We start from the raw sequence: 25023 nt of genomic DNA, 5'->3' as shown, positions 1-25023 counted from the left end.
TCGCCTGCCTTCAGGCAGGTCCAGAATAGAAACGGAACCCCCATATCGGGAAGACGTATTTTAAGGAATAACAATGAAAAAAATCGCCATCGCCTGTGCATTACTCTCCAGTTTTGTTGCCAGCAGCGTCTGGGCTGATGCAGCAAGCGACCTTAAAAGCCGACTGGATAAAGTGAGCAGCTTCCACGCCAGCTTCACGCAAAAAGTGACTGACGGCAGCGGCAACGCGGTGCAGGAAGGTCAGGGGGATTTGTGGGTGAAACGCCCGAATCTCTTCAACTGGCACATGACCCAGCCTGATGAAAGCGTGCTGGTGTCCGACGGGAAAACCTTGTGGTTCTACAACCCGTTTGTTGAGCAGGCAACCGCCACCTGGCTGAAAGACGCGACCAGCAATACGCCGTTTATGCTCATTGCCCGTAACCAGTCCAGCGACTGGCAGCAGTACAACATCAAACAAAACGGTGATGAGTTCGTCCTGACGCCAAAAGGCAGCAACGGTAATCTGAAGCAGTTCACGATTAACGTGAGCAGCAACGGTACCATCAATCAGTTCGGCGCGGTTGAGCAGGACGATCAGCGCAGTAGCTATCAGCTTAAGTCTCAGCAAAACGGCGCTGTAGATGCTTCGAAATTCACCTTTACCCCGCCGCAGGGCGTAACGGTGGACGACCAACGTAATAAGTAAGAGGCATGAGTGAGCAACCTGTCGCTCGATTTTTCAGATAATGCGTTTCAACCTCTGGCCGCCCGTATGCGGCCAGAAAATTTAGCGCAGTACATCGGCCAGCAACACCTGCTGGCTGCGGGGAAACCCTTGCCGCGCGCTATTGAGGCGGGGCATCTGCACTCCATGATCCTCTGGGGGCCACCCGGCACCGGCAAAACCACCCTCGCTGAAGTGATCGCCCGCTATGCTAACGCGGACGTTGAGCGCATCTCGGCGGTTACCTCCGGCGTGAAGGAGATCCGCGAGGCGATCGAGCGCGCACGGCAAAACCGTAATGCCGGGCGCCGCACCATTCTGTTTGTTGATGAAGTCCACCGCTTCAACAAGAGCCAGCAGGATGCGTTTCTGCCGCACATTGAAGACGGCACGATTTTCTTCATCGGCGCAACCACGGAAAACCCGTCGTTTGAACTCAACTCCGCGCTGCTTTCCCGCGCCCGCGTTTACCTGCTTAAATCCCTGACCACAGAGGATATCGAAAAGGTTCTGACCCAGGCGATGGAGGACAAAGCGCGGGGTTACGGCGGACAGGATATCGTTCTGCCGGACGAGACGCGTCGTGCGATCGCTGAACTGGTCAACGGCGATGCGCGTCGGGCACTGAATACGCTGGAAATGATGGCCGATATGGCCGAAGTGGACGATGCGGGCAAGCGCGTATTGAAGCCTGAACTGCTCACCGAAATTGCCGGTGAACGCAGTGCGCGCTTCGATAATAAAGGCGACCGTTTCTACGACCTTATCTCTGCGTTACATAAATCCGTGCGCGGCAGCGCGCCGGATGCGGCACTCTACTGGTATGCGCGTATCATTACCGCCGGTGGCGATCCGTTATATGTCGCGCGTCGCTGCCTGGCCATTGCGTCAGAAGATGTCGGTAATGCCGATCCACGCGCCATGCAGGTCGCTATTTCCGCCTGGGACTGCTTTACCCGCGTCGGACCCGCGGAAGGTGAGCGTGCCATTGCGCAGGCAATTGTCTATCTGGCCTGCGCGCCGAAAAGCAATGCAGTGTATACCGCCTTTAAAGCGGCGATGTCGGATGCACGTGAACGTCCGGATTACGACGTTCCGGTACACCTTCGCAATGCCCCTACAAAGCTGATGAAAGAAATGGGTTACGGGCAGGAGTATCGCTACGCCCATGATGAACCCAATGCCTACGCCGCCGGGGAGGAGTATTTCCCGCAGGAGATGGCACAAACCCGCTATTATCACCCTACAAACAGAGGTCTTGAGGGTAAGATTGGCGAAAAGCTCGCCTGGCTTGCCGGACAGGATCAAAATAGCCCTATAAAACGCTACCGTTAGTTCAATCGTTGCGGTAATGTTGGCAATATATCTCTGTGGCCGCAGGCTGTGGTCACTTTTTCCTTTTTTAATTCGATAAGCACAGGATAAGCATGCTCGATCCCAATCTGCTGCGTAATGAGCCAGACGCAGTCGCTGAAAAACTGGCACGCCGGGGCTTTAAGCTGGATGTAGATAAGCTGCGCGCTCTTGAAGAGCGTCGTAAAGTTTTGCAGGTACAAACTGAAAATCTGCAAGCAGAGCGTAATTCTCGATCGAAATCCATTGGCCAGGCGAAAGCGCGCGGGGAAGATATTGAGCCATTACGCCTGGAAGTGAACAAACTGGGTGAAGAGCTGGATCAGGCGAAAGCTGAACTGGACGTTCTTCAGGCTGAAATTCGCGATATTGCTCTGGCGATCCCGAACATTCCTGACGACAGCGTGCCTGTCGGCAAAGACGAAAACGACAACGTTGAAGTGAAACGCTGGGGTACGCCTCGCGAGTTTGACTTCGAAGTGCGCGATCACGTGACGCTGGGCGAAATGCACGCGGGCCTGGACTTTGCGGCAGCGGTTAAGTTGACCGGTTCTCGCTTCGTGGTAATGAAAGGGCAAATTGCTCACCTGCACCGCGCGCTGGCGCAGTTCATGCTGGATCTGCACACCGAGCAGCACGGCTACAGCGAAACCTACGTTCCGTATCTGGTTAACCACGATACGCTGTACGGTACAGGCCAGCTGCCGAAATTTGCCGGCGATCTGTTCCATACCCGTCCGCTGGACGAGGAAGCTGACAGCAGCAACTACGCGCTGATCCCAACTGCGGAAGTGCCGCTGACCAACCTTGTGCGTGATGAGATCATCGACGAAGACGATCTGCCAATCAAACTGACTGCGCACTCTCCATGTTTCCGTTCTGAAGCCGGTTCTTACGGTCGCGATACGCGCGGTCTGATCCGTATGCACCAGTTCGATAAAGTTGAGATGGTGCAGATCGTTCGTCCGGAAGAGTCTATGGACGCGCTGGAAGAGATGACCGGCCACGCGGAAAAAGTGCTGGAGCTGCTGGGTCTACCATACCGTCGTATGGCGCTGTGCACCGGCGACATGGGCTTCGGTGCCTGCAAAACCTTCGACCTTGAAGTCTGGGTGCCTGCGCAGAACACCTACCGTGAAATCTCCTCCTGCTCCAACGTCTGGGATTTCCAGGCGCGTCGTATGCAGGCGCGTTGCCGCAGCAAATCTGACAAGAAAACCCGTCTGGTTCATACCCTGAACGGTTCTGGTCTGGCAGTAGGCCGTACGCTGGTTGCTGTGCTGGAAAACTACCAGCAGGCTGACGGGCGCATTGAGATCCCTGAAGTGCTGCGCCCTTACATGAAAGGCCAGCAGTTCATCGGATAATTATTTGCTCTAAGACAAAAAAGCGCCTCAGGGCGCTTTTTTTATGCCTCTGATTTGATACGAAGCAATAACCCCTCCCTCTAAAGTAGTAATACTCCTCCGAACGAAAGTCAGCATAAAACACCAATAACGTTGTAATTCGTTATAAATAAAACTACATAGCGGTTTGCGCCGCCTCTCTTTTCTTTGTGAGCAACCAAAGTGAGTCTTTATGAAAATCAAAGCGCCTGAAGCGTTAATGGCTGCCGAGGTCACTCGCCGTGGGTTGATGAAAACCACGGCAATAGGTGGTCTGGCGGTTGCCAGCAGCGCCTTTACGCTCCCCTTTACCCGACTGGCGTCGGCGGCGGAGGCTCTGTCTCCCGCTTCAGCCCCGGAAAAAGTGGTGTGGAGTGCCTGTACCGTTAACTGCGGTAGCCGCTGCCCACTGCGTATGCACGTGGTGGACGGTGAAATCAAATATGTCGAAACCGACAATACCGGCGATGATAACTACGAAGGGTTACATCAGGTTCGTGCCTGTCTGCGTGGTCGCTCAATGCGCCGTCGCGTATATAACCCGGATCGTCTGAAATACCCAATGAAGCGCGTCGGTAAGCGTGGGGAAGGGAAGTTCGAGCGCATTAGCTGGGACGAAGCCTACGATATTATCGCGACCAACATGCAGCGCCTGATCAAAGAGTACGGCAACGAATCTATCTACCTCAACTACGGCACCGGGACGCTTGGCGGCACCATGACCCGTTCCTGGCCGCCGGGTAAAACGCTGGTAGCGCGCCTGATGAACTGCTGCGGCGGCTATCTCAACCATTACGGCGACTACTCTTCCGCACAGATTGCCGCGGGCCTGAACTACACCTACGGCGGCTGGGCAGACGGCAACAGCCCGTCGGATATCGAGAACAGTAAACTGGTGGTGTTGTTCGGCAACAACCCGGGCGAAACGCGCATGAGCGGCGGTGGGGTAACCTATTACCTTGAGCAGGCGCGCGCCAAATCCAACGCACGAATGATCATCGTCGATCCGCGCTACACCGATACCGGCGCAGGGCGTGAAGACGAGTGGATCCCCATCCGCCCTGGTACCGACGCGGCGCTGGTCAATGCGCTGGCGTATGTAATGATTACTGAAAACCTCGTCGACCAGCCGTTCCTGGATAAATACTGCGTCGGTTACGACGAGAAGACGCTGCCAGCCAGCGCACCGGCTAACGGGCACTATAAAGCCTATATTCTTGGCCAGGGCAGCGACGGCGTGGCGAAAACCCCGGAGTGGGCATCCACTATCACCGGCATTCCTGTCGAACGTATTGTTCAGCTGGCACGTGAAATTGGTTCAACCAAACCGGCTTATATCAGCCAGGGCTGGGGACCTCAGCGCCACGCGAATGGCGAAATTGCCACCCGCGCTATTTCTATGCTCTCGATTCTGACTGGCAACGTCGGTATTCACGGCGGTAATAGCGGGGCGCGTGAAGGCTCGTATGAAGTACCGTTTGAACGTATGCCAACGCTGGATAACCCGGTTCAGACCAGCATCTCCATGTTTATGTGGACAGACGCGATCGAGCGCGGCCCGGAAATGACTGCGCTGCGCGACGGTGTTCGGGGCAAAGATAAGCTGGACGTGCCGATCAAAATGATCTGGAACTATGCCGGTAACTGCCTGATCAACCAGCACTCTGAGATCAACCGCACCCATGAAATTTTGCAGGACGACAAGAAGTGCGAAATGATTGTGGTGATCGACTGCCACATGACCTCATCGGCAAAGTATGCCGATATTCTGCTCCCAGACTGCACCGCGTCTGAGCAGATGGATTTCGCGCTGGATGCCTCCTGCGGCAACATGTCCTATGTGATCTTCACTGACCAGGCCATCAAACCGCGCTTCGAGTGCAAAACCATCTATGAGATGACTTCCGAGCTGGCGAAACGTCTTGGCGTTGAGCAGCAGTTCACTGAAGGACGTACTCAGGAAGGGTGGATGCGCCATCTGCACGAGCTTTCCCGCAAAGCCATTCCTGACCTGCCGGACTTCGATACCTTCCGCAAGCAGGGCATGTACAAGCAGCGCGATCCGGAAGGGCATCACGTGGCGTATAAAGCCTTCCGCGACGATCCGCAGGCCAATCCGCTGACCACGCCGTCGGGCAAAATCGAGATCTACTCCGAAGAGCTGGCAAAAATTGCCGCAACGTGGGAATTGCCGGAAGGGGACGTTATCGATCCGCTGCCGATTTATACGCCAGGCTTCGAAAACTACAACGATCCGCTGACGGAGAAATTCCCGCTTCAGTTGACTGGTTTCCACTACAAAGCGCGTGTTCACTCCACCTACGGCAACGTTGACGTACTGAAAGCGGCCTGCCGACAGGAGATGTGGATCAACCCGATGGATGCGAAAGCGCGCGGCATTAGTAATGGCGATCGCGTACGTATCTTCAACGGACGTGGTGAAGTGCATATCGAAGCTAAAGTGACTCCGCGTATGATGCCTGGCGTTGTCGCGCTGGGGGAAGGGGCCTGGTATAACCCGGATGCGAACCGTATCGATCAGGCGGGCTGCATCAACGTTCTCACTACGCAGCGTCCATCGCCGCTGGCGAAGGGCAACCCATCCCACACAAACCTCGTTCAGGTTGAAAAGGCGTAAGGAGTAACCGATGACAACCCAGTATGGATTTTTTATTGATTCCAGCCGCTGCACCGGGTGCAAAACCTGCGAGCTGGCCTGCAAGGATTACAAAGATCTGACCCCGGAGGTCAGCTTCCGGCGTATTTATGAATACGCGGGCGGCGACTGGCAGGAGGATAACGGCGTCTGGCATCAGAATGTCTTCGCCTATTACCTGTCGATTGCCTGCAACCACTGCGAAGATCCGGCCTGCACCAAGGTCTGCCCGAGCGGGGCAATGCACAAGCGCGACGACGGTTTTGTGGTGGTGGACGAGGATGTCTGCATCGGCTGTCGCTACTGCCACATGGCCTGCCCGTACGGCGCGCCGCAGTACAATGCCGCCAAAGGCCACATGACCAAGTGCGACGGCTGCCACAGCCGGGTGGCGGACGGCAAAAAGCCCATCTGCGTCGAATCCTGCCCGCTGCGCGCGCTGGACTTTGGCCCGATTGAGGAGCTGCGCAAAAAACACGGCCAGCTTGCTGCCGTCGCGCCGCTGCCGTCTGCGCACTTCACAAAGCCGAGTATTGTGATTAAACCTAACGCCAACAGCCGTCCGACGGGGGACACCACCGGCTACCTGGCAAACCCGAAGGAGGTGTGAGATGGGAAGTGGATGGCATGAATGGCCGCTGATGATCTTCACGGTCTTTGGGCAGTGCGTGGCGGGCGGGTTTATCGTTCTTGCGCTGGCGCTGTTAAAAGGGAACCTCAATACTGAACAGCAGCAGCGTTTAGTGTTAAGCATGTTTGGCCTGTGGGTGTTGATGGGCATTGGGTTTATCGCCTCTACGCTGCACCTGGGCTCACCGATGCGCGCGTTTAACTCCCTGAACCGCGTAGGTGCCTCTTCGCTGAGTAACGAGATTGCCAGCGGCGCAATCTTCTTTGCCGTTGGCGGGCTGGGGTGGTTACTGGCAGCGGTGAAAAAGCTGCCGTCAGGGTTACGCGCGTTGTGGCTCATCGTCACCATGGTACTGGGCGTTGTCTTCGTCTGGATGATGGTCAGGGTGTACAACACCATTGATACGGTTCCAACCTGGTACAGCGTCTGGACGCCGATGAGCTTCTTCCTGACCATGTTTATTGGCGGGCCCCTGCTGGGTTATCTGCTGCTGCGCGTGGCTGGCATTAATGGTTGGGCGATGCGCCTGCTGCCCGCGGTCTCGCTGCTGGCGCTGGTAATCAGTACCGTTGTCGCGCTCATGCAGGGAGCGGAGCTGGCGACCATTCACAGCTCTATCCAGCAGGCTTCGGCGCTGGTGCCGGATTACGGTTCGCTGATGGCCTGGCGTGTGGTGCTGCTGACGGCTGCGCTGGTGTGCTGGATTGCCCCTCAGCTTAAAGGTTACTCGCCTGCGCTGCCGTTACTGTCCCTGGCCTTTGTACTGGTGCTGGCAGGGGAGTTAATTGGTCGCGGCGTATTTTATGGTCTGCATATGACGGTCGGTCTGGCTATCGCCAGCTAATTTTAGATTTTGTTATAAAAAGCCGGGACATAGCGCCCGGCTTTTCTTTTTTCATTCATGAAATTTTTCGACTGATGTTTCGTTGTAAAAATTCCCGGAAATAAATAAAAACAAATAGATAATTAATATAAGTAGCAGGCTTTGCATTAGCAGGATGAGTTTTTTAAATCGACAAGGCGCATAACGTGCGTGACGCCTGAATCGGTGGATTGACTTTGTTTTTGCCAGTGGCATGATGCGCACGAAATCTGAACTTCCTCACGGTTTTTAATCCATGACCACCTATACCCGCCCGGTGCTTTTGTTGCTCTGTGGCCTGCTTTTGCTGACCCTGGCGATCGCGGTGTTAAACACACTCGTCCCGCTATGGCTCGCCCATGAAAACTTACCGACCTGGCAGGTGGGTATGGTTAGCTCGTCCTTTTTTACGGGCAATCTGCTGGGCACCTTATTAACGGGCAGCCTTATTAAGCGCTTTGGTTTTAACCGCAGTTATTATCTGGCGTCGCTGATCTTTGCCGTCGGCTGCGCCGGTTTAGGCCTTATGGTCGGCTTCTGGAGCTGGATGGTCTGGCGCTTTATTGCGGGCGTCGGCTGCGCCATGATCTGGGTGGTGGTTGAAAGTGCGCTGATGTGCAGCGGCACGTCCCGTAATCGCGGGCGTCTGCTGGCGGCCTATATGATGGTTTACTACGTCGGTACCGTTCTGGGACAGCTGATGGTCAGCAAACTGCCAACCGACCTGATGAGCGTGCTGCCGTGGGTGACGGGCATGGTGCTGGCGGCGATCCTGCCGCTGCTCTTTACCCGTATTGTGAATCAAAACAGCGAACATCAGGAAGCCACCCACGTCTGGCCGATGCTGAGACTGCGCCAGGCGCGTCTGGGGGTTAACGGCTGCATTATTTCCGGGATTGTTCTGGGCTCGCTCTATGGCCTGATGCCGCTCTATCTTAACCATCAGGGCGTCAGTGATTCCGGGATCGGTTTCTGGATGGCGGTGATGGTCAGCGCGGGGATTGTCGGCCAGTGGCCGATTGGCCGCCTGGCGGACCGCTTTGGTCGTCTGCTGGTGCTGCGCGTTCAGGTCTTCGTGGTCATCATGGGCTGTCTCGCCATGCTCAGCAACGCCGCGATGGCGCCCGCGCTGTTCATTCTGGGGGCTGCGGGCTTTACGCTCTATCCAGTCGCGATGGCGTGGGCCTGTGAGAAAGTTGAGCATCACCAGCTGGTGGCGATGAACCAGGCTTTGTTGCTGAGTTACACCATCGGCAGTTTATTGGGGCCGACTTTTACCGCTATGCTCATGCAAAATTATTCTGATAATCTGCTGTTTATCATGATCGCCAGCGTGTCGTTTATTTATCTGCTAATGCTGCTGCGCAAAGTGGGCGAACATCCAACGCCAGTGGCCCATGCCTGATTTATTAAAAGCCTGTCGATGACAGGCTTTTTTGTCCCTGTCACATATAAGACTTTTACTGATTGTGAGTTTTTACTGCCTGGCGATAATTCCAATGAGTTCTCCCACTAAAAGGCAGCCATCATGTCTACTCGTCGTTTTTCCACTACCGCACTTGCCGTAGTGTTGGCTTTAACGTTTGCAACGGCTCCGGCCATGGCTAATCCTGGAAACGGGAATGGCGGTGGTCACGGAAACGGTGGCGGACAAGGTAATAGCGGCAATCATGGTAACGGGAACTCTGGTAACCATGGTAATAAGCACAATAACGGTCAGGATAACCCTGGGAAATCGGATAAGAGCTTTAAAAACAGCAAAGATGTCGGTAATGATGTGGATGCTCGCGTAAGCTTCGATCATGCCCGCCATCTGGCCCTGAATTACGGCTTAACGGGCTACGACTCTCTGCCTCCGGGTATTGCGAAAAACCTGGCGCGCGGTAAGCCACTGCCTCCGGGCATTGCGAAGAAAACCGTGCCAGCCGATATGCTGGGTCAGCTTCCTTCCTATCCGGGCTATGAATGGCGCGTGGTAGGTGACGACCTGGTCTTAATTGCGCTGAGTACAGCGATTGTGACTTCCGTTATTAACGGCGTCTTTAAATAGAATATAAAAAGGCCCGGTTTTCACCGGGCCTTTTCGTTAATACATGACCTTGTGGCCATACTGCTCAAGAATACCTTTGACGCGCTCCATCGTCTCTTTTTTCGGCGGCTTCACGCCATCGAGCTTGTACTCTTCACCCATCGCCACCCATTTATGTTTACCCAGCTCGTGATAGGGCAGGAGTTCGATTTTCTCCACGTTACCCATATCCCGGGTAAATTCACCCAGACGATGTGCAGAGTCATCATCATCTGACCAGCCCGGCACCACCACGTAGCGGATCCAGGTCTTGACGCCTTTGTTGGCAATGTATTTGGCAAATTCCAGGGTACGGTGGTTCGAGACGCCAACCAGATTCTGGTGGATCTCATCGTTCATCTGCTTGAGATCGAGCATGACCAGATCGGTCACTTCAAGCAGTTCATCAATAACTGGATCGTAACGGCGCACAAAGCCGTTGGTGTCGAGGCAGGTATGAATGCCTTCTTTGTGGCAGGCGCGGAACCAGTCGCGCACAAATTCAGCCTGAAGAATGGCTTCACCGCCGGATGCCGTCACGCCACCGCCGGACGCGTTCATAAAGTGGCGATAGGTCACCACCTCTTTCATCAGATCTTCTACGGTGACTTCTTTACCTCCATGGGTGTCCCAGGTGTCACGGTTATGGCAGTACAGGCAGCGCATCAGGCAGCCCTGGAAGAAAGTGATAAAGCGGATCCCCGGGCCATCGACGGTGCCACAGGATTCAAAGGAGTGAATACGACCAATAATTGACATTGCGGTGATATCTCCGAATTTGGCCCATCCGGGGGCCTATGTAGATGCACAGCTCAAAGGCTATGTCGAGTCTGTTTTGGCTGTTATCCATTAAGTATAGATAGCGGACAAAAGAGACTGATGAAGCGAGGGTGTTAAAAAGGCCCCACTTGCGTGGAGCCTTTATTGTACGCTTCTTAACGCGTGATTTCAGTCAATTCCACTTACATGGACTGAGTGAAAGTACGGGTAATAACGTCCTGCTGCTGTTCTTTCGTCAGGGAGTTAAAACGTACTGCGTAGCCAGATACGCGGATGGTCAGCTGAGGATATTTCTCAGGGTGTTCCATCGCATCGAGCAGCATTTCACGGTTCATCACGTTCACGTTCAGGTGCTGACCACCTTCGATGGACGCTTCGTGGTGGAAGTAACCATCCATCAGACCCGCGAGGTTAGTTTTACGCACTTCGTCGTCTTTACCCAGCGCGTTTGGCACGATAGAGAAGGTGTAAGAGATACCATCTTTCGCGTAAGCAAACGGCAGTTTAGCAACGGAGGTCAGAGAGGCAACCGCACCTTTCTGGTCACGACCGTGCATTGGGTTAGCACCTGGGCCGAATGGCGCGCCAGCACGACGACCGTCTGGGGTGTTACCGGTTTTCTTACCATACACAACGTTAGAGGTGATGGTCAGAACAGACTGAGTCGGGATAGCGTTACGATAGGTAGTGAGTTTCTGAATTTTCTTCATGAAACGTTCTACCAGGTCAACCGCCATGTCATCAACGCGAGCGTCGTTGTTACCAAACTGCGGATATTCGCCTTCGATTTCGAAGTCGATAGCCAGACCATCTTCGTCACGAATTGGTTTAACTTTCGCATATTTGATTGCAGACAGGGAGTCAGCCGCAACGGACAGACCTGCGATACCACATGCCATGGTGCGAACGACGTCACGGTCATGCAGCGCCATCAGAGAGGCTTCGTAGCTGTACTTGTCGTGCATGTAGTGGATAACATTCAGCGCGGTCACGTACTGTTTAGCCAGCCAGTCCATGAAGTGATCCATGCGGTCCATGACTTCGTCATAGTTCAGCACGTCGCCTTTGATCGGTTCAGACTTAGGACCAACCTGCATTTTCAGTTTTTCATCAACGCCGCCGTTGATTGCGTACAGCATGGTTTTCGCCAGGTTTGCACGCGCACCGAAGAACTGCATTTGCTTACCAACAACCATTGGACTTACGCAGCAAGCGATAGCGTAGTCATCGTTGTTGAAGTCAGGACGCATCAGGTCATCGTTCTCATATTGCAGAGAAGAGGTGTCGATGGACACTTTAGCGGCGAATTTCTTGAAGTTCAGAGGCAGTTTTTCAGACCACAGAACGGTGATGTTCGGCTCCGGAGAAGGACCCATGGTGTACAGGGTGTTCAGGAAGCGGAAGCTGTTTTTGGTTACCAGAGTACGGCCATCTACGCCCATACCGCCGATAGATTCGGTTGCCCAGATTGGGTCACCAGAGAACAGCTCATCATATTCTGGGGTACGCAGGAAGCGAACCATACGCAGTTTCATGACCAGGTGGTCAATCATTTCCTGAGCGTCTTGTTCGGTGATTTTGCCTGCTTTCAGGTCACGTTCGATGTACGCATCCAGGAAGGTGGATACGCGGCCGAAGGACATTGCTGCACCGTTCTGAGACTTAACTGCGGCCAGGTAGCCGAAGTAGGTCCACTGGATAGCTTCCTGAGCGTTGGTAGCAGGACCAGAGATATCACAGCCGTATTTAGCCGCCATCTCTTTGATCTGACCCAGCGCACGGTGCTGTTCAGCGATCTCTTCACGCAGACGGATAGTCGCTTCCAGGTTTACGCCGTTTTCCAGGTCAGACTGGAGAGAGACGAACTGCGCGTATTTGTCTTTCATCAGGAAGTCGATACCGTACAGCGCAACGCGACGGTAGTCACCGATGATACGGCCACGGCCATAGGCATCTGGCAGACCGGTCAGAACGCCAGATTTACGGCAGTTCAGAATGTCTTTGGTGTAAACATCGAATACGCCCTGGTTATGGGTTTTGCGGTATTCGGTGAAGATTTTTTTCAGCATTGGGTCCAGCTCGCGGTTATACGCTTTGCAGGAACCTTCAACCATTTTGATACCACCGAACGGGATGATTGCGCGTTTCAGTGGTGCTTCAGTTTGCAGACCAACGATTTTCTCAAGGGCTTTATTGATGTAGCCAGCATCGTGAGAAGTGATGGTAGAAGCAACGGAGGTGTCAAAATCAACTGGTGCGTGAGTGCGGTTTTCCAGTTTAACGCCTTCCATTACGCTGTCCCACAGCTTGGTGGTTGCGTCAGTCGCACCAGCCAGGAAGGATTCGTCACCTTCATACGGGGTATAGTTTTTCTGAATAAAGTCACGGACGTTGACTTCATTCTGCCAGTCACCTTTCGTAAAACCTTCCCAGGCTGTGGCTAACTTTTCATTAAGCTCGGACATGTAACACCTACCTTCTTAAGTGGATTTTTTATTTACTGCCTGAGACAACCATTAATGATGATCGCCGCCACGCAGGTAAATGACCCAGTATGTCAACCCAACTAACAGACCCCCACCGATAATGTTCCCGATAGTGACGGGGATCAGGTTATCAGTAATGAAGTTCATAATCGTCAGGTGTGGAAAACTTTCCGGGGTTGAACCTACAGCAGTCCAGAACTCCGGGCTTGCAAAGTTGCGGATAACAATCCCCATCGGGATCATGAACATATTCGCAATACTGTGCTCAAAGCCGCTGGCAACAAACATCGCAACCGGCAGAACCATAATCATGGCTTTATCCATCAGGCTACGACCAGAGTAGCTCATCCAGACCGCCAGGCAGACCATCAGGTTTGCGAGGATGCCGAGAGCAACGGCTTCGATAAATGTATGGTGCATTTTGTGGTCGGCGGTTTGCAGGACGTTAAGCCCCCAGCCGCCGTTGGCGGTCATATACTCGCCAGAGAACCACATCAACAGAACAAAGAGCAGACAGCCAATCAGGTTGCCAACGTAAACGTTGAGCCAGTTGCGCCCCAGTTGACCCCAGGTAATTCTTCCGCTGGCTTTTGCCACAACAATCAGCACCGTTGAGGTGAAGAGGTCGGCGCCGCAGATGACGCAGAGAATCAGGCCCAGTGAAAAGCAAATACCACCAATCAGTTTCGCTATGCCGAAAGGCATCCCGGCCGTGCCGGTGGTGGCTGTGATATAGAAGACGAAAGCGATGGAGATGAACACCCCAGCCGTAATGGCCAGAAAGAACGTCGTCATCGGATGTTTCGTGGCTTTGTAGACACCCGCTTCTTCGGCAACTTTCGCCATCGCAGCGGGGAGTAATAGATCAAAAGGGTTGTCAGCTTTCACACTAACTCTCTCTTTATTAAGTCGGCGACGAGATACTAACAAAGCATTATAGAAGAGAAATTGATATAGATCATATCTCGCCTGGCTTATAGGCCCGCAGTGTGTATGGTTTTACAGCAAAAGCGGAGTAAGTATTTGATTATCCGTATAAAAATAAATTTTAAAAGTTATGAAAAGAGTTGAATTTTTTCCTTCAGCCTCCCATGGAACAGTTAATTAAAATGGAGTATTTATTATAATTAGTAACAGTAAAGCTCAGGTAAGCGTTTTTATATTTACCCGTGGTTAACTTAATTATTACAATTAAACGTCATTGCGGAAAAATAAAAAAAAGGGGCAATGAAATTGCCCCGTAATATAGCTCAGGCGATTGAATACGCCTACAGCCATTAATGTTATATGCGCTTATTTTGACCAGTAAGCGGCTTTTGCCTTCTGCAATTTTTCATACGCATTCAGCAGTGACTGATGCGCCGGGAAGGCTTGCAGATCGCTGTCAACCGCTTGCAGGCCGTAGAATGGTTCTTCACCGCTCAGCGCCGCGCTGGCAGCTTCAACGGCATCCGCACCGTACATACGCACAAAGGCGTTCAGATACTGCAATGGCTCGCGGTCGTCTTCCTGAGAAAGCAGGAGCAGCGTTTGCAGGCAACGGTAATAATTAGTGCGCTCGGCGGAGAAGACGGACTGGTTAAACTCCATCGTCCACTCGGTCCAGGCCAAAGCCTGATCCAGATCGCCGCCCGCCAGCGCCAGCATCGCTTTCAGCTCGCCGATGCGCAGGGTGTACCAGCCGTTATCTTTTCCGGTCGCCAGACCCAGCAGTTCGCGTACGCGGGTGAAATCATCGTGTCCTTCTTCGTCCAGCTGGGCGATCAGGTTCAGATAATCTTCTTTATCCCACTCGCTGCCTGGCAGGGCCAGCAGGGTTTCACGCAGATGCGCGCCCATGCTGTTGTTTGCCAGCCACAGATCTTCTGCCGGATAAATGTCCGACATACCTGGCACAATAATACGGCACGCGTAAACGCCGAGATGTTCATAGTCGGCAATGTAGACTTCCTGATCTTCCGCGTGGAAGATCGCCATCAGGGTGGCGAACTCTTCTTCCGTCGTACCGGCAAAGCTCCAGTCCACGAACGGATAGTCCGCGTCCTGTTTGAACATATCCCAGGAGATCAAACCGCTGGAGTCGATGAAGTGCGTTTCGAGGTTGGTGTGCTCGGCGACCTCTTCGTCATCAAAGGTCGGCGGCGTAAACACGTCGAGATCTTTCAGGCTACGACCTTGCAGCAGTTCGGTCACGGTACGCTCCAGCGCCACGCCGAAGTCAGGGTGCGCGCCGAAGGAGGCGAAGCAGGTGCCGTTGGCCGGGTTGAACAGCACTACGCAGATAACCGGATATTTGCCGCCCAGAGAGCCGTCATAAGCAAAGATTGGGAAACCTTCTGCTTCCAGTTTGGCGATGGATTCCACCACGCCCGGGTAGCGCGCCAGCACGTCAGCCGGGATCTCCGGCAGGCTGATGGATTCAGCAATAATGCGGTTTTTGATGTGACGCTCGAAAACTTCAGACAACCCCTGCACGCGCGCTTCGTTGCGGGTATTACCGGCAGACATGCCGTTGGACACATACAGGTTGCCGACGATGTTCATCGGGATATAAACGGTCTGCTCGTCAGACTGACGGGTGAACGGCAGGGTGCAGATCCCACGATCCTCATTGCCGGATTGCAGGTCGATCAGCATGCTGCCGGTCAGCTCGTTTTCCGGATCGTAGAACGCGCGCAGGCGGGCATCGAGAATGCCTTCCGGCAGTTCATCGTTTTCGGTCAGCGGGAACCATTTTTCGTTCGGGTAGTGAACGAACGGACCGTTGGCGATAGTTTCGCCCAGCCAGAAGTCGGCGAAGAAGTAGTTGGTGGACAGACGCTCAAAATACTCACCCAGCGCAGAGGCCAGCGCCGCTTTTTTGGTCGCGCCTTTACCGTTGGTAAAGCACAGCGCACAGTCTTTGTCGCGAATATGCACGGACCAGACGTGAGGCACCGGATTCAGCCAGGAGGCTTCTTCGATATTAAAGCCCAGGTCGGTCAGTTTCTGCTGGAAGCGAGCTATGGAATCTTCCAGAGCGGCGTCTTTGCCGGGGATAAACGTTTGAGTCATGGCGTTCACTTTTATCGTACGTAAAGCGCGCAATGATACGGGTTTTGCGTGACGGGTGCTATCTCCGGCGAAAATAAATGGCTGGGCTATGCTTATAAGCAGTAACCTACTGTTAAGGCATAGAAAAATGAAAGCATTTGATCTCCAGCGGATGGCGTTTGATAAAGTCCCGCCTGAGTTTTTAGGCGAAGTGGCGTTGCGCAGCCTTTACACCTTTGTACTCGTCTTCCTGTTTCTGAAAATCACCGGACGTCGCGGCGTGCGGCAGATGTCGCTGTTTGAAGTACTGATTATCCTGACGCTGGGGTCGGCGGCGGGGGATGTTGCCTTTTATGACGATGTGCCTATGGTGCCGGTCTTTATCGTCTTTGTGACGCTTGCACTGCTGTACCGGCTGGTCATGTGGCTGATGTCGAAAAGTGAGAAACTTGAAGATCTGCTCGAAGGGAAGCCGGTGGTGATTGTCGAAGATGGTCAACTGGCCTGGGAGAATGTGCAAAGCGCCAATATGACGGAGTTTGAGTTCTTTATGGAACTCCGTCTGAGCAGTGTTGAGCAACTGGGGCAGGTGCGTCTGGCGATTATGGAAACGAATGGTCAAATCAGCGTTTATTACTATCCCGACGATGAGGTGAAGCCCGGTCTGTGCATCCTGCCGGATATGCTCATCGAGCGATACAAAACTGTACCTGAAGCGGGGGAGTATGCCTGCATAAAATGTAGTCATGTGGTGGTCATGCAGGCGGGCGATCATCAATTATGCCCCCGCTGTACGAATCCAGAATGGACGAAGGTTAGCCGGGCTAAACGCATCACCTGACAGCGATTTTGTCGGTTTTGTGACAACGGTACGGCAGATTGTATTGTGTGACGAGTGACACATTTCTTCGGCCATCAGTTTTAGACATTGCGGCGCGTGTCACTGAATGATAAAACCGATATCCACAGTTATAACTTATGGCTTTTAGCGTGGTGAGGGGAAATGGCTCAAGTCTTTAATTTCAGTTCAGGTCCGGCAATGTTACCGACAGATGTGCTCAAACAGGCTCAACAGGAGCTGTGTGACTGGAACGGTCTGGGTACGTCGGTGATGGAAGTCAGCCACCGGGGTAAAGCGTTTATTAAGGTGGCGGAAGAGGCAGAAAAGGATTTTCGCGATCTGCTGAATATTCCCTCGAACTACAAAGTATTGTTCTGTCACGGCGGTGGACGCGGCCAGTTTGCGGGTATCCCGCTCAATCTGCTGGGCGACAAAACCACCGCTGATTACGTTGATGCGGGCTACTGGGCGGCCAGTGCGGTAAAAGAAGCGCATAAATATTGCACGCCGAATGTCATCGATGCCAAAGTGAAAGTTGAGGGTCTGCGCGCCGTGAAGCCGATGAGTGAGTGGCAGCTTTCTGACAACGCCGCGTATCTTCACTACTGCCCGAACGAAACCATCGACGGTATTGCCATTCACGAAGAGCCAGACTTTGGCGAAAATGTCATTGTGACGGCGGACCTCTCTTCAACCATTCTGTCCACCCCGCTGGATGTCAGCCGCTACGGCGTCATCTACGCGGGTGCCCAGAAAAACATCGGTCCTGCGGGCCTGACAATCGTTATCGTGCGTGAAGACCTGCTGGGGAAAGCCCATAAGTCTTGCCCGTCAATTCTGGATTACACCGTCCTGAACGACAACGATTCCATGTTCAACACCCCACCAACGTTTGCCTGGTATCTCTCCGGCCTGGTCTTCAAATGGCTGAAGCAAAAAGGCGGTGTGGCGCAGATGGATAAGATCAATCAGCAAAAGGCTGAACTGCTGTACGGCGTGATCGACAAGAGCGATTTCTACCGTAACGATGTCGCCAAAACTAACCGTTCGCGCATGAACGTGCCGTTCCAGCTGGCGGACAGCAACCTGGATAACGTGTTCCTTGAAGAGTCCTTCGCGGCGGGTCTGCATGCGCTGAAAGGCCACCGTGTGGTAGGCGGGATGCGCGCCTCTATCTATAACGCCATGCCGCTGGAAGGCGTTAAAGCCCTGACTGATTTCATGATCGACTTCGAACGTCGTCACGGTTAATTGGCTGTTTTTCACCCCCGCAGCGTTCCTGCGGGGTTTTTATTATGTTGAGTTGAGAGTTGAGTTTCATGGAATCCCTGACGTTACAACCTATCGCGCGGGTAGATGGCACCATTAATCTGCCTGGTTCAAAAAGTGTCTCGAACCGCGCTCTGCTGCTGGCAGCTCTGGCAAACGGCACCACCGTCCTCACTAATCTGCTGGACAGCGATGACGTGCGCCATATGCTCAATGCACTGAAAGCGTTGGGCGTTCAGTACGCGCTGTCTGACGATCGTACCCGTTGTGAAGTCACTGGTAACGGCGGCGCGTTACATTCTGCTGAAGCGCTGGAGCTTTTCCTGGGTAACGCCGGTACCGCGATGCGTCCTCTGGCCGCTGCGCTGTGTCTGGGGAGTAACGATATTGTGCTGACCGGTGAGCCGCGAATGAAAGAGCGTCCGATCGGCCATCTGGTGGATGCCCTGCGCCAGGGCGGCGCGCAGATTGATTATCTTGAGCAGGAAAATTACCCGCCCCTGCGTCTGCGCGGGGGATTCACTGGCGGCAATGTAGAGGTTGACGGTAGCGTTTCCAGCCAGTTCCTGACCGCGCTGCTGATGACCGCACCGCTGGCACCACAGGACACCGTCATCAGCATTAAAGGCGACCTGGTTTCTAAGCCGTACATTGATATTACCCTGCACCTGATGAACACCTTTGGTGTTGAGGTGGAAAACCAGTCTTATCAGCGCTTCGTGGTGCGCGGAGCGCAGCAGTATCAGTCCCCGGGCCACTACCTGGTTGAAGGCGATGCTTCCTCCGCCTCCTATTTCCTTGCCGCAGGTGCGATTAAAGGCGGTACGGTAAAAGTGACGGGCATTGGCCGCAACAGCGTGCAGGGCGATATCCGTTTTGCTGACGTGCTGGAAAAAATGGGCGCGGTGGTGACCTGGGGCGATGACTTCATCTCCTGTACCCACGGTGAGCTGAACGCCATTGATATGGATATGAACCATATTCCGGATGCGGCGATGACCATTGCTACCGCTGCGCTGTTTGCGAAAGGCACCACCACGCTGCGAAACATTTACAACTGGCGTGTGAAAGAGACGGACCGCCTGTTCGCGATGGCAACCGAGCTGCGTAAAGTGGGGGCCGAGGTAGAAGAGGGCGAAGACTACATTCGCGTCACGCCGCCGGCAAAACTGCAATTTGCAGAAATTGGCACCTACAACGATCACCGCATGGCGATGTGTTTCTCGCTGGTGGCGTTGTCAGATACGCCAGTCACTATCCTTGATCCGAAGTGTACGGCAAAAACGTTCCCGGACTACTTCGAACAGCTGACGCGCATTAGCACCCTGGCCTGATGATCGTATGCCGCATCACCTGATGCGGCATTTCCTTACGCTTTCTGACACTCATCCTCTTTCATTTCTTCTACACTCTGCTTCAATCATTCCGTAATTTGCACGCAAAGGTAACAGTTGCGCACGTTGGCGCGTATAATGCGCGGCGTTCATGTAAACGGTATGCCTTAATTAAGGAGAAAAAGATGACGGCAATTGCCCCGGTAATCACCATTGATGGGCCAAGTGGCGCAGGGAAAGGTACTCTGTGCAAAGCGATGGCGGAAGCATTGCAATGGCATCTTTTAGATTCGGGAGCAATCTATCGCGTGCTGGCGCTGGCTGCGCTGCATCATCATGTGGATGTTGCGTCTGAAGAAGCGCTGGTACCGCTGGCTGCGCATCTGGATGTGCGCTTTGTCTCGACCGATGGCAACCTTGAAGTGATCCTGGAAGGGGAAGATGTCAGCGGTGAAATCCGTACCCAGGAAGTGGCCAATGCGGCCTCTCAGGTGGCGGCTTTCCCACGCGTTCGTGAAGCGCTGTTACGTCGCCAGCGCGGTTTCCGTGAAGCGCCGGGGCTGATCGCCGACGGCCGCGACATGGGAACCGTGGTATTCCCTGAAGCGCCAGTGAAAATTTTCCTTGACGCCTCTTCAGAAGAACGTGCCCATCGCCGCATGCTTCAGTTGCAGGAAAAGGGGTTTAGTGTTAACTTTGATCGCCTTTTATCCGAGATAAAAGAGCGCGATGACCGCGATCGTAACCGCGCCGTCGCACCACTTGTTCCCGCGCAAGACGCATTAGTGCTGGATTCAACCAGTTTAACTATTGAGCAAGTGATTGAAAAAGCGCTACAATATGCGCGCCAAAAACTGGCACTCGCGTAATCGCGACCGATTTAGCAGTACCCCCGCTGCAATGGATTGACGGCGGGTATGTGAAACAACCCCATCCGGCACGGAGCCAGGTGGACGTTAATATTAACCTGAAGATTAAACATGACTGAATCTTTTGCTCAACTGTTTGAAGAATCCTTAAAAGAAATCGAAACCCGTCCGGGTTCCATCGTTCGTGGCGTTGTTGTTGCTATCGACAAAGACGTTGTACTGGTTGACGCCGGTCTGAAATCTGAGTCTGCCATCCCGGCTGAGCAGTTCAAAAACGCCCAGGGCGAGCTGGAAATCCAGGTAGGTGACGAAGTTGACGTTGCTCTGGACGCAGTAGAAGACGGCTTCGGCGAAACCCTGCTGTCTCGTGAGAAAGCTAAACGTCACGAAGCATGGATCACGCTGGAAAAAGCTTACGAAGAAGCTGAAACTGTGGTCGGTGTTATCAACGGCAAAGTTAAAGGTGGCTTCACTGTTGAGCTGAATGGTATTCGTGCGTTCCTGCCAGGTTCTCTGGTAGACGTTCGTCCAGTCCGTGACACCCTGCACCTCGAAGGCAAAGAGCTTGAGTTCAAAGTAATCAAGCTGGACCAGAAGCGTAACAACGTTGTTGTTTCCCGTCGTGCCGTTATCGAATCCGAAAACAGCGCAGAACGCGATCAGCTGCTGGAAAACCTGCAGGAAGGCATGGAAGTCAAAGGTATCGTTAAGAACCTCACTGACTACGGCGCATTCGTTGACCTGGGCGGCGTTGATGGCCTGCTGCACATCACCGACATGGCGTGGAAACGCGTTAAGCACCCAAGCGAAATCGTGAACGTGGGCGACGAAATCACTGTTAAAGTGCTGAAGTTCGACCGCGAGCGTACTCGTGTATCCCTCGGCCTGAAACAGCTGGGCGAAGATCCATGGGTAGCTATCGCTAAGCGTTACCCAGAAGGTACTAAACTGACTGGTCGCGTAACCAACCTGACTGACTACGGCTGCTTCGTTGAAATCGAAGAAGGCGTTGAAGGTCTGGTGCACGTTTCCGAAATGGACTGGACCAACAAAAACATCCACCCATCCAAAGTTGTTAACGTTGGTGATGTAGTGGAAGTGATGGTTCTGGATATCGACGAAGAACGTCGTCGTATCTCCCTGGGCCTGAAGCAGTGCAAAAACAACCCATGGCAGCAGTTCGCGGAAACCCACAACAAGGGTGACCGTGTTGAAGGTAAAATCAAGTCTATCACTGACTTCGGTATCTTCATCGGCCTGGACGGCGGCATCGATGGCCTGGTTCACCTGTCTGACATCTCCTGGAACGTTGCAGGCGAAGAAGCAGTTCGTGAATACAAAAAAGGCGACGAAATCGCAGCAGTTGTTCTGCAAGTTGACGCAGAGCGTGAGCGTATCTCCCTGGGCGTTAAACAGCTTGCAGAAGATCCGTTCAACAACTGGGTTGCACTGAACAAGAAAGGCGCAATCGTAAACGGTAAAGTGACTGCTGTTGACGCTAAAGGCGCAACCGTAGAACTGGCTGACGGCGTTGAAGGTTACCTGCGCGCTTCCGAAGCTTCACGTGACCGCGTTGAAGATGCAACTCTGGTTCTGAGCGTTGGTGACGACGTTGAAGCTAAGTTCACCGGTGTTGACCGTAAGAACCGTGCAATCAGCCTGTCTGTTCGTGCTAAAGACGAAGCTGATGAGAAAGATGCAATCGCAACTGTGAACAAACAGGAAGATGCAAACTTCTCTAACAACGCAATGGCTGAAGCTTTCAAAGCAGCTAAAGGCGAGTAAGTTCAGGTTCGCACCATCATTTGAGCTGTAACGCATTTACAGCGCGAAGGATGGAGAGCAGACTTGACAGATTGCAGGATTCGTCCTGTAATCAATAACAAAGGGCGGCTACGGCCGCCCTTGTTTAATAAGCTGTTCAGCTAATGGGTTTGAAAGGAACCGGAGGAATCATGACCAAGTCAGAATTGATTGAAAGACTTGCCAGTCAGCAACCGCATATCCCTGCCAAGGCTGTGGAAGATGCCGTTAAAGAGATGCTGGAGCATATGGCTACCACTCTTGCCCAGGGCGAGCGCATTGAAATCCGCGGTTTCGGTAGTTTTTCCCTGCACTATCGTGCACCACGTACCGGGCGTAACCCGAAGACTGGCGATAAAGTGGAGCTGGAAGGAAAGTATGTTCCGCACTTTAAGCCGGGTAAAGAACTGCGCGATCGCGCCAATATTTACGGTAACTGAGTTTAATCATCAGGGTTAAACTGAGTTTAAAGAAAGCACCTTAGGGTGCTTTTTTTGTATCCCGCCCCTGCATTTCTGAATACGCGCCGCATTTAAATTTTCTCTTTACTGTAAACGCTAAAAAACGTTGCAGCGTCCGCTGTAAATCACGCCTTTTCTGTCTGACGACGCATCAGTCCCGCCGCATAATCGCCTGAAACATGGAGGTGAAGATGGGGATCCACGTTATCAGCATGTGCGCCATTCTGGCCATAATCCCGCTCTATTGGTTACCCGTTTTGCCAGATTTGCATATTGTCTGGTTGCTGATTGCCGCAGGAATTGCGTTATCAGTACAGCAGAGAAAATGGCTCAGGTTTTCAGGCCTCGCATTGCTTTTTATGTGCTGGGGGATCCTGGCCGCTCAGGAAAGCGTGTGGCCGATGAACCATTTAACGAAAGTTCCGCAGCAGGCCGAGGTGGTCATTACCGAAACGGACGGCGCAACGATGCATCAGGGAAGGATTGTCAGCCTCAATGGAGAACGTGTGTGGGCTGCCATGGGCGTGGCGCTGTATGGCAACTATCTGCCGCAAAACGTCTGCGTGGGTCAACGCTGGGCAATGACCCTGCGGCTCAGGGCGGTACACGGAGAACTCAACGATGGCGGCTATGATTCACAGAAAAATGCCTTTGCCCGACATCAGACGCTGAGTGGACGGTTTACCCATGCGGCGCTCGTTGACGAAGGCTGTAGCCTGCGTGCGCAGTACCTGACATCACTACAGAGTACGCTTTCAGCATATCAGTGGGGACCCGTGATACTGGGGCTGGGAATGGGGGAGCGGCTGTCGGTCTCGCGGGAGATAAAAAACCTGATGCGTGAGACCGGAACGATGCATCTGATGGCAATCTCGGGATTGCATATTGCGCTGGCCGCTTCTGTCATCTGGTTTCTGGCGCGAGGCATCCAGTTCTTCCTGCCGGGCCGCTGGATTATCTGGCAAATCCCCTTGCTGGCAGGGCTGATTTTTGCCGCGTTTTACGCATGGCTAACAGGCTTACAGCCGCCTGCGCTGCGCACGGTTATCGCGCTTGTGGTACTGGCGGTGTTAAAAATGAGCGGTCGCCAGTGGTCGCCCTGGCAGGTATGGCTTACCTGCGTGGCGGCGATCTTGGTTTTCGATCCACTGGCGGTCCTGTCACAAAGCCTGGCGCTATCAGCGTTTGCGGTCGCCGCGCTTATTTTTTGGTATCAGTGGTTGCCTCTCCCGCTCTGGCAACGTGGCCGGTGCCTGCGGCCGCTGGTTACGCTGTTGTATTTGCAGGTCGGTATGCTGCTGCTTCTGTTGCCGCTTCAGGTGCTGATTTTCCATGGTTTCAGTCTCTCCTCGCTGGCGGCGAATCTGTTTGCCGTTCCTCTGGTCACGTTTATCTCAGTTCCGCTGATCCTGCTCGGCATGTTTCTGCATCTGTTTCCGGTGGCGACGCTGGAAAGTATCGTCTGGCTGGCTGCCGATAAATCTCTGCCAGGGCTTTTCTGGCTATTGATGCGTTTACCGAATGGCTGGCAGGACGTTGATGAACGCTGGCAATACCTGACGTTACTGCCATGGCTGCTGATCATTGGCTGGCGATTCAGGGCCTTCAGCGCAATACCCGCAGTCTGTCTGGCAGGCAGCGTGGTGCTGGCATTTCCCCTCTGGCACAGGGCCAAAACAGACAGCTGGTCCCTGCATATGCTGGATGTAGGGCAGGGGCTGGCGATGGTCATTGAGCGTCACGGGAAGGCCATTCTGTATGACACTGGGTTGGCATGGCCCGGTGGGGACAGCGGGCAGCAGCTGATTATCCCCTGGCTACGCTGGCATCATCTGAGGCCGGAAGGGGTGATCCTGAGCCATGAACATCTCGACCACGCGGGGGGACTGGCATCGCTAAAAGCTGCCTGGCCCGCAATGTGGATCAGAAGCCCCTTATCCTGGGCCGGGCATCTTCCTTGCTTTCGTGGAGAGCGATGGCAGTGGCGGGGTTTAACGTTCTCCGTGCACTGGCCACCCGAAAATACCTCGGCAAAAGGTAACAACCGCTCCTGCGTGGTAAAAATCGATGACGGCGAACAAAGCGTTTTACTGACCGGAGATATTGAAGGGCAGGCAGAACTGGCAATGCTGAGCCACCGCTGGCGTCAACTAGCGTCTACACTGATTCAGGTGCCGCATCATGGAAGTAACACGTCATCTTCAACACCGCTGCTACAGCGTGTGGAGGGACAGGTTTCGCTGGCCTCAATGGCCCGCTATAACGCGTGGCGTTTCCCTTCCATCAAAGTAGTCAGGCGCTATCGAACTGAGGGATATCTCTGGCTTGATACTCCGCAGTCCGGACAGATATCTGTGACGTTTTCGCACCAAAGTCGGCAAATTCGCCGCTTACGTGAACACTATTTACCGCGTTGGTATCATCAGTGGTTTGGCGCGCCCGTAGATAACGGGTAGAATATGCGGCTATTTCAACAAATGCTGGTT

Annotated in this window: 19 protein-coding genes; 15 read left to right on the top strand and 4 right to left on the bottom strand. The window is 53.6% G+C overall.

Annotated features, from left to right (window positions below):
* Positions 1-73 precede the first annotated feature (73 nt).
* From lolA to CU081_RS20205, 8 genes are all read left to right on the top strand, one after another.
* A complete protein-coding gene (gene lolA, locus CU081_RS20245; RefSeq protein WP_003858270.1) occupies positions 74-688 on the top strand; it encodes an outer membrane lipoprotein chaperone LolA in 615 nt (204 codons plus the stop codon).
* Positions 689-697: 9 nt separating this feature from the next.
* Positions 698-2041, top strand: a complete 1344-nt coding sequence (gene rarA, locus CU081_RS20240) for a replication-associated recombination protein RarA (RefSeq protein ID WP_003858268.1) — start codon at positions 698-700, stop codon at positions 2039-2041.
* A gap of 92 nt (positions 2042-2133) precedes the next feature.
* Positions 2134-3426 (top strand): serine--tRNA ligase, encoded by a 1293-nt coding sequence (gene serS, locus CU081_RS20235; RefSeq protein WP_003858266.1) that lies wholly within the window; start codon positions 2134-2136, stop codon positions 3424-3426.
* A gap of 211 nt (positions 3427-3637) precedes the next feature.
* Positions 3638-6082, top strand: a complete 2445-nt coding sequence (dmsA, locus tag CU081_RS20230; RefSeq protein ID WP_022650720.1) for a dimethylsulfoxide reductase subunit A — start codon at positions 3638-3640, stop codon at positions 6080-6082.
* A gap of 10 nt (positions 6083-6092) precedes the next feature.
* On the top strand, positions 6093-6710 hold the full coding sequence (locus tag CU081_RS20225) for a DMSO/selenate family reductase complex B subunit (protein WP_003858259.1): 618 nt from the start codon (positions 6093-6095) through the stop codon (positions 6708-6710).
* Between the two features lies 1 nt (position 6711).
* Positions 6712-7575, top strand: a complete 864-nt coding sequence (locus CU081_RS20220) for a dimethyl sulfoxide reductase anchor subunit family protein (protein ID WP_003858256.1) — start codon at positions 6712-6714, stop codon at positions 7573-7575.
* A gap of 274 nt (positions 7576-7849) precedes the next feature.
* Positions 7850-8998, top strand: a complete 1149-nt coding sequence (locus CU081_RS20210) for an MFS transporter (protein ID WP_003858254.1) — start codon at positions 7850-7852, stop codon at positions 8996-8998.
* 123 nt (positions 8999-9121) lie between these two features.
* On the top strand, positions 9122-9643 hold the full coding sequence (locus CU081_RS20205) for an anti-virulence regulator CigR family protein (protein ID WP_022650721.1): 522 nt from the start codon (positions 9122-9124) through the stop codon (positions 9641-9643).
* Between the two features lie 36 nt (positions 9644-9679).
* Here CU081_RS20205 and pflA read toward each other — a convergent pair whose 3' ends face one another.
* From pflA to ycaO, 4 genes are all read right to left on the bottom strand, one after another.
* The gene (pflA, locus tag CU081_RS20200; protein WP_003858250.1) at positions 9680-10420 is read right to left on the bottom strand and encodes a pyruvate formate lyase 1-activating protein; all 741 of its coding nucleotides are present in this window, start codon (positions 10418-10420) and stop codon (positions 9680-9682) included.
* 203 nt (positions 10421-10623) lie between these two features.
* Complete coding sequence (pflB, locus tag CU081_RS20195; RefSeq protein ID WP_003858247.1) at positions 10624-12906, bottom strand: formate C-acetyltransferase; 2283 nt, start codon at positions 12904-12906, stop codon at positions 10624-10626.
* A 51-nt stretch (positions 12907-12957) separates the two neighbouring features.
* Positions 12958-13815, bottom strand: a complete 858-nt coding sequence (gene focA / locus CU081_RS20190; protein ID WP_003858245.1) for a formate transporter FocA — start codon at positions 13813-13815, stop codon at positions 12958-12960.
* A 405-nt stretch (positions 13816-14220) separates the two neighbouring features.
* Positions 14221-15981 (bottom strand): 30S ribosomal protein S12 methylthiotransferase accessory factor YcaO, encoded by a 1761-nt coding sequence (gene ycaO / locus CU081_RS20185; RefSeq protein ID WP_003858243.1) that lies wholly within the window; start codon positions 15979-15981, stop codon positions 14221-14223.
* Positions 15982-16108: 127 nt separating this feature from the next.
* Between ycaO and CU081_RS20180 the strand changes: the two genes are divergently transcribed.
* The 7 genes from CU081_RS20180 (at position 16109) to CU081_RS20150 (ending at position 24993) form a co-directional block, all read left to right on the top strand.
* On the top strand, positions 16109-16801 hold the full coding sequence (locus CU081_RS20180) for a DUF421 domain-containing protein (RefSeq protein WP_003858241.1): 693 nt from the start codon (positions 16109-16111) through the stop codon (positions 16799-16801).
* A gap of 162 nt (positions 16802-16963) precedes the next feature.
* Positions 16964-18052 (top strand): 3-phosphoserine/phosphohydroxythreonine transaminase, encoded by a 1089-nt coding sequence (serC, locus tag CU081_RS20175; protein WP_022650722.1) that lies wholly within the window; start codon positions 16964-16966, stop codon positions 18050-18052.
* Positions 18053-18120: 68 nt separating this feature from the next.
* Positions 18121-19404 (top strand): 3-phosphoshikimate 1-carboxyvinyltransferase, encoded by a 1284-nt coding sequence (gene aroA / locus CU081_RS20170; protein ID WP_003858238.1) that lies wholly within the window; start codon positions 18121-18123, stop codon positions 19402-19404.
* 185 nt (positions 19405-19589) lie between these two features.
* Positions 19590-20273: a (d)CMP kinase gene (gene cmk, locus CU081_RS20165; protein WP_022650723.1), complete on the top strand. Its 684-nt coding sequence runs from the start codon at positions 19590-19592 to the stop codon at positions 20271-20273.
* A gap of 111 nt (positions 20274-20384) precedes the next feature.
* A complete protein-coding gene (rpsA, locus tag CU081_RS20160) occupies positions 20385-22058 on the top strand; it encodes a 30S ribosomal protein S1 (protein ID WP_003858235.1) in 1674 nt (557 codons plus the stop codon).
* Positions 22059-22228: 170 nt separating this feature from the next.
* A complete protein-coding gene (ihfB, locus tag CU081_RS20155) occupies positions 22229-22516 on the top strand; it encodes an integration host factor subunit beta (protein ID WP_003858233.1) in 288 nt (95 codons plus the stop codon).
* Between the two features lie 212 nt (positions 22517-22728).
* Complete coding sequence (locus CU081_RS20150) at positions 22729-24993, top strand: ComEC family protein (protein WP_058647429.1); 2265 nt, start codon at positions 22729-22731, stop codon at positions 24991-24993.
* The last annotated feature ends 30 nt before the right edge of the window (positions 24994-25023 follow it).

The sequence above is a fragment of the Enterobacter sp. CRENT-193 genome, from assembly GCF_002787395.1.
Classification (GTDB): Bacteria; Pseudomonadota; Gammaproteobacteria; order Enterobacterales; family Enterobacteriaceae; genus Enterobacter; species Enterobacter hormaechei_C.
The sequence above is the reverse complement of the archived record's forward strand: the minus strand, read 5'-3'. Positions and strand labels throughout refer to the sequence as shown.

Excerpts from the sequence above, each read along its gene's own strand:
- CU081_RS20220 (WP_003858256.1), top strand. The coding sequence starts at position 6,712 with ATGGGAAGTGGATGGCATGAATGGCCGCTGATGATCTTCACGGTCTTT.
- dmsA (WP_022650720.1), top strand. The coding sequence starts at position 3,638 with ATGAAAATCAAAGCGCCTGAAGCGTTAATGGCTGCCGAGGTCACTCGC.
- CU081_RS20205 (WP_022650721.1), top strand. The coding sequence starts at position 9,122 with ATGTCTACTCGTCGTTTTTCCACTACCGCACTTGCCGTAGTGTTGGCT.
- lolA (WP_003858270.1), top strand. The coding sequence starts at position 74 with ATGAAAAAAATCGCCATCGCCTGTGCATTACTCTCCAGTTTTGTTGCC.
- CU081_RS20180 (WP_003858241.1), top strand. The coding sequence starts at position 16,109 with ATGAAAGCATTTGATCTCCAGCGGATGGCGTTTGATAAAGTCCCGCCT.
- CU081_RS20210 (WP_003858254.1), top strand. The coding sequence starts at position 7,850 with ATGACCACCTATACCCGCCCGGTGCTTTTGTTGCTCTGTGGCCTGCTT.
- CU081_RS20225 (WP_003858259.1), top strand. The coding sequence starts at position 6,093 with ATGACAACCCAGTATGGATTTTTTATTGATTCCAGCCGCTGCACCGGG.
- ycaO (WP_003858243.1), bottom strand. The coding sequence starts at position 15,981 with ATGACTCAAACGTTTATCCCCGGCAAAGACGCCGCTCTGGAAGATTCC.
- aroA (WP_003858238.1), top strand. The coding sequence starts at position 18,121 with ATGGAATCCCTGACGTTACAACCTATCGCGCGGGTAGATGGCACCATT.
- serS (WP_003858266.1), top strand. The coding sequence starts at position 2,134 with ATGCTCGATCCCAATCTGCTGCGTAATGAGCCAGACGCAGTCGCTGAA.
- pflB (WP_003858247.1), bottom strand. The coding sequence starts at position 12,906 with ATGTCCGAGCTTAATGAAAAGTTAGCCACAGCCTGGGAAGGTTTTACG.
- ihfB (WP_003858233.1), top strand. The coding sequence starts at position 22,229 with ATGACCAAGTCAGAATTGATTGAAAGACTTGCCAGTCAGCAACCGCAT.
- pflA (WP_003858250.1), bottom strand. The coding sequence starts at position 10,420 with ATGTCAATTATTGGTCGTATTCACTCCTTTGAATCCTGTGGCACCGTC.
- serC (WP_022650722.1), top strand. The coding sequence starts at position 16,964 with ATGGCTCAAGTCTTTAATTTCAGTTCAGGTCCGGCAATGTTACCGACA.
- CU081_RS20150 (WP_058647429.1), top strand. The coding sequence starts at position 22,729 with ATGGGGATCCACGTTATCAGCATGTGCGCCATTCTGGCCATAATCCCG.
- cmk (WP_022650723.1), top strand. The coding sequence starts at position 19,590 with ATGACGGCAATTGCCCCGGTAATCACCATTGATGGGCCAAGTGGCGCA.
- rpsA (WP_003858235.1), top strand. The coding sequence starts at position 20,385 with ATGACTGAATCTTTTGCTCAACTGTTTGAAGAATCCTTAAAAGAAATC.